The sequence below is a fragment of the Bartonella sp. AC70YNML genome (assembly GCF_042196545.1).
Taxonomy (GTDB): domain Bacteria; phylum Pseudomonadota; class Alphaproteobacteria; order Rhizobiales; family Rhizobiaceae; genus Bartonella.
In genome coordinates this window covers 1-6,209 of record NZ_JBHIQK010000024.1, presented here as the reverse complement: position 1 = coordinate 6,209, position 6,209 = coordinate 1, and the positions used below count along the sequence as shown (strand labels likewise).

1 protein-coding gene is annotated in these 6,209 nt (G+C 35.3%); it reads left to right on the top strand.

Going from position 1 to position 6,209, the window contains the following annotated elements; translation table 11 throughout:
- Window positions 1-4,808: DEAD/DEAH box helicase (locus ACFIMU_RS08385; RefSeq protein ID WP_375697011.1), on the top strand; the 4,808-nt coding region annotated here is incomplete at its 5' end.
- Window positions 4,809-6,209: the final 1,401 nt, after the last annotated feature.

Below are 6,209 nucleotides of genomic sequence, written 5' to 3'. Positions count from 1 at the left end.
CTTATTTGGAATGGGCTAAGGAGCATGATGAAGATGGACGTGATATCGGCATTGATCTGGTCGCTACAATCCGTGATCAAGGAGGTTATGCGGCTATTCAATGTAAATGCTATGATGCTTCTCACATAATTAAAAAAGAAGATATTGATAGCTTTATCGCTACCTCTGGGAAAAAGATTTTTACGCGCCGTATTTTGGTTGATAGCACCGAAAGCAATTGGAGTGATAATGCTAACAACACTTGTGATGGTCAAGAGGTTCGTATTCAACAGATTAATCTGTTTGATTTAGAAAACAGTCAAATTGATTGGGGGGCTTATAAAGAAAAAGGTGAAGCTACCCTTAAAGAGCAACCTAAAAAAAAGCTTTTAGATCATCAAAAAGAAGCTCTTGAGAAAGTCTGTGAAGGTTTGCAAGAAGCAGACCGTGGCAAGCTGATTATGGCATGTGGAACAGGCAAAACGTTCACTAGCCTTAAGATAGCAGAACACATAGCAGGAACTGGCAAGCGTGTGTTGTTTCTGGTACCCTCCCTTGCTTTGATGTCACAAACAATCCGTGAATGGACCCTTGATACAGAAGTGCCCTTGCGTTCCTTTGCGGTATGTTCAGATACACAAGTGGGTAAGCGTCGTAAAGGGAAACATGATGATGAGGCTAGTCTCGATGCCTCTGATCTTGTCTTGCCGGCTACGACCGATGCGCAAGCACTTGCGCGTAAAGCCAATAAGACTTCTCTTGATGTTATGACCGTGGTCTTTTCGACTTACCATTCTATCCAAGTGATTTCGGATGCACAAAATACCCATGGGTTACCTGAATTTGATCTGATCATTTGTGATGAAGCCCATAGAACAACTGGTGTTGTGTTGGGAACAGACAAGCATGAATCTGAATTTATCAAGGTTCATGACAATAGCATTATTCGAGGCAAAAAACGCCTCTACATGACAGCAACCCCAAAGATCTTTAGTGACAAGCTAAAAAGGAATGCTTTCTTATCCAATAACGTTTTAGTGTCCATGGATAATGAAAAACTCTATGGCAAACAACTTTACACTTACAACTTTTCACGTGCTTTAGAGGATAAGCTGTTAGCACCTTGTAAAGTTATCATATTAGTTGTCAATGAAAAAGAAGTAAGCCAATCCATTCAACATCTTATTACCGATAAGAATTATGAACTTATTCTTGACGATAGGACCAAGATTAATGGCTGTTATAGAGCCCTTACCAAAATGGATCTGAAACTTGATCTTAAAGATGACCCCAAACCCATGCGTAGAGCTTTAGCTTTTTGCAAAGATATTGAGACTTCTAAACGCATATGCAAGAGATTCAAAAAAGAAAAAGTGCAAGAATCTTTGCGCGCTCTTCATAAGAACTATAAAGATACTCCTCCTCTTAACTGTACCCTTGCACATATTGATGGAACCTTTAGTGCTAAAGAGCGTACAAAACAACTTGATTGGTTAAAGGAAGATGCGGGGGAAAATACGTGTCGTGTTCTCACCAATGTAAGATGTCTTTCTGAAGGTGTGGATGTTCCTGCTCTTGATGCTGTTCTATTTTTACACCCGCGCAAAAGTCAAATTGAGATTATTCAAGCGATAGGACGTGTAATGCGTCGAGCAGAGGGTAAAAAAAGAGGCTATATCATTCTACCCGTTGGGATACCCGCTGATATTCCGCCGGAAATAGCCTTAGAAAACAACCAAAAGTATAATGTCATCTGGCAAGTTCTCAATGCTTTACGTGCCCATGATGATAACTTTAATAAAATAATTCACCATATGCACAAAAAACAAGACGTAAGCGATGCTCTTGAAATTGTTGCTGCTTCTCAAGAACTTGCGTTAGAAGATACGACCACGGTTATTGATGATTTACCTATACGCTCAAAATTAGAGTATTCAGGACTTAATATTGGGTTAGCAACTTACGAATCTTCTCACACATGTGAAGAACAAGGAGAACTCCCCCTTTTTTCTAAATGTAAAGATGTCATTAGAACTGCTATTGTTAATAGATTTTACGATCCTAGCTATTGGAAAAAATGGGCAATAAATGTTGGTGATCTTGCTCAAACTCATATCACACGCTTAACTGAAGTTTTAACAAAATCAGAAACTGAAACACGGCAGGTGTTTAATGATTTTATGACCGAATTACGTAACAATTTAAACACAACCCTCTCCGAAGAAAATGCGATTGAAATGCTTGCGCAACATCTTGTGACGCGTCCAGTCTTTAATGCTTTATTTGAGGGGCATCAGTTTGTTCAAGAAAATCCCGTATCTTGCGCTTTACAACGTGTACTCAATGCCCTTGATAAAGTTACTCCTAAAGAAGAATCTCAAGATCTCAAAAATATTTCTAAGAGTGTACAGTTTTACACGCGTGGAATTACCACTCTTGAAGCACAACAAAGTTTAATTGTAGAGCTTTATAATGAATTTTTCCGTTACGCTTTTCCGCGTACAGTAGAAAAATTAGGAATTGTTTATACCCCCATTGAAGTTGTTGATTTTATCATTCATTCTGTTGATGATATTTTACGCAATGAATTTGGAAAAAGCCTGGGTTCACGTGGTGTTTCTATTCTTGACCCTTTTACGGGTACTGGGACCTTTATCACACGGCTATTACAATCCAATCTCATCAAACCAGAGGATATGGAATATAAATACCGTTATGATATCCACGCAAATGAGATTGTCTTGCTAGCCTATTACATAGCAGCCATTAATATCGAAGCAACCTATCATGGTCTTATGAAAGGAAATTATATCCCTTTCAAGCATATTGGTTTGACTGATACGTTTCGAATGATTGAAGAAAAAAATTTGATGGAAGGTATTCTCAAAGAAAACAGTGAATATTTAGAGCATCAGAAAAATTTGACTATCGAAGTTATCTTCGGCAACCCGCCTTATTCAACTGGTCAAAAAAGTGCTAATGATAATGCGAAGAATACCCCTTATCCCATATTAAATAAACGTATCAGTGAAACTTATGCTGCTCAATCTGAATCAATCAATATGCAAGCACTTTATGATAGCTATATACGAGCAATTCGATGGGCTAGTGACCGTATAAAAGATTGTGGTATTATTGGTTTTGTGACAAACGCAGGGTTTATTAATGCATGTTCTTTAAATGGTTTAAGAAAATGCCTCGTTAAGGAATTTAGCAGCCTTTATATTTTCCATTTACGGGGGAACGCTCGGACCTCTGGAGAACAACGTAAGAAAGAAAGTGGTGGAATTTTTGGTGAAGGATCACGGGCTCCCATAGCTATCTCTATTCTCATAAAAAATCCAGAATCTCAACAGCGTGGGAAAATATATTTCCGTGATATTGGAGATTATCTCACAAGAGAAAAAAAGCTTAAGACAATTAAAAAATTTGGTAGCATTGATGGTATTACACAGAGCAAACAAGGTTGGCAAATAATTATACCGGATAAGCATAATGATTGGCTTGGTCAACGTGATGACAGTTTCAAGACATTCCTAGCTTTAGGTGATAAGAAACCTCATAGTAAAAAACTGTTTGAGATTTATTCTTGTGGTCTAAAAACCAATCGTGATGCTTGGGCATACAATGCAAGCAATGAAACTCTCGCGAAGAATATGAGTAATATGATTACTTTCTACAATAGTGAAGTGGAGCGTTTTAATGGTGTTTATACACATGATAACGGTAAAACACGTACTAAAACTGTAGATAATTTTGTTAATGCCGATGAAAGCAAAATTAGTTGGAGTATTAATCTTAAGAAACATTTAACTAAAGGAAAGATTTTTGAATTTGAAGATACATGCCTTATTCAAAGCCTATATCGTCCTTTTACACAACAATGGCTCTATTATAATCGTGCCTTTAATGAAATGGTTGCCCAAATTCCATGTATATTTCCAATGGGGCAAGCGGTTGAAAATAGAGTAATACAAATTACAGGTACGGGAGCAAAGAAAGATTTTTCTGTTATTATGACTAAGAATGTGCCTGAATTTCAAGTGATGGAGAATAGTCAATGCTTTCCAAGATATATCTATGAAGATGCTACGGTTTCAAAAAGTAAAAGTGGGAAACAAACCCTTTTATTTACAGACTCTATAGAGGAAAACAAAACTGTTGGTTTACAGAGGCATGATGCCATAACTGATGAAGGATTAGCACATTTTAAAGCAGCTTATCCTAATGAAAAAATCACTAAGGATGATCTATTCTATTATGTTTACGGTATACTTCATTCGGAAGATTATCGTGCCCGTTATGCTGATAACCTCTCTAAAGAATTGCCTCGTATCCCGTGTGTAAAGAGTGCTGATGACTTTTGGAAATTTGTAACAGCAGGACGTGAACTAGGTCATTTGCACGTGAATTATGAAGATGTAGAGCCTTATCCCGTGATCTTTAAAAAGGGTAATCCAAAACAGACAGAAATCTCTAATCTCGAAAAATTCTATTATGTGACTGAAATGAAATTCGCAAAAGCAGGTAAAGAGAAAGATAAATCAACGGTTATTTATAACAGCAATATCATTATGACAGATATCCCTCTTGAAGTTTATGAGTATATCGTCAATGGCAAGCCCGCTCTTGAATGGGTTATGGGACGTCAATGTGTAAAGACTGATAAAAAGAGTGGTATTGTGAATGATGCCAATCGCTATGCTGTTGAAACCGTTGGCAACCCTGCCTACCCTCTAGAGTTGTTTCAAAGGGTTATTACTGTAAGTTTAGAAACAATGAAAATCGTAAAAAACTTACCAAATTTGGTATTAAAAGAAACTGAATAACTTATAAAGCATGCTCATATGATAGGCATGCTAAATTCACAAGGGGTATAGAGCTTATAACTATAATCTATACCTCTCTTGTTAAGTTGATTACCTACCATCTTAAAGGGAGTGTTTATATGCGTTATTCTAAAAAGAAATCATTTGCACTTTTAGATACTCTTATTTGGATTGCCTTTAAGAGATTATATCGTAATTTAAAATGAGTGCTTTATCCTTTTCAAAAGCTTTGTTTAAAGAGGGTTATGTATATTCATTTTCTTATATTACTTATAGGTTTTGAATGTTTTCACTCCCCCCAAAACCCTTACAAAACATAGAGCATTAGTTGAATTTATAGGTTGTACTATTGATATAGGTTGTTTTTTGAAAAATTGATAAAAAATAATATATTGAAATATAATGATTTTAATTTTTCTCATTTGAAAAAAATGATATAGGTTCTAAAAAGAACTGACAAGACTGACAAAAGTTTATTAAAAGGGATTTTGCTCATCTCTATAATGATCAGTTTCTATTGAGATGTTTTCATAACAAGCAATAAATCACAATTATCCTATTTATCATTTCTCTTATGAACATGAAAAATGATGCCATGGCTATAAAGAACATAACAACTATAGAGAAAGCAAAAATGCAAATGAAAACATTTGTTATAAGAGCGCGGTGCTATTAAGGTTGTTTAAATTAGAGCCCCTTATAAACAAAATTCACAAAAAATTTAAAATTCATTTAGTAAAAAAATGATAGGTTATAAAGCTAAAAATACGCATAAAGAGAGCTTTTCTAAATATTATAAATGTATAGATTCAGAAAATAACGCAATCGTTTCATAAAACCTATAATATAGCTTTAAAAGCATATAAATATAAAAGAAGCAATTAATAAGCATAAGATATTATCAATACATAACGTATTTAAAAAATAAGAAAAAACATAAAAAAGATAAAATGTTGTTTGACAATAAATACGTATTTTGTTATATAAATACTCAAGTGATGAAAACACTTAAACCGTAAGCGGATAGGTTACGAAACAGCCTCTCTCATGTCTTTAAAATACTGGCTATCTTTTATGCTTTTGTTAGTATATGAGAATTTTGTCGGGCGTGGTTATGCCATACAATACCCATTTATGGGAAAAGCATAGCAACGGACTTACGGCCGTGTTTTCAACGCCCGATGCTCTTATAGAGTGTCAATTGAAAACGTTATTAACCCGTAAGGTTTTAATTATGACAAATATCTCAAAAAACACCCCCGTTATCTCTAATATTGCGAATGAAACGGCGTCTGTTAATCAACAAGAGCCTGCAAAAAAATATGAATTTATTGATGATTGTGAATATATCGATGGTCATTTCTTAACTCGAATTAGAGCCTTAAGAGATTTTGATGATGT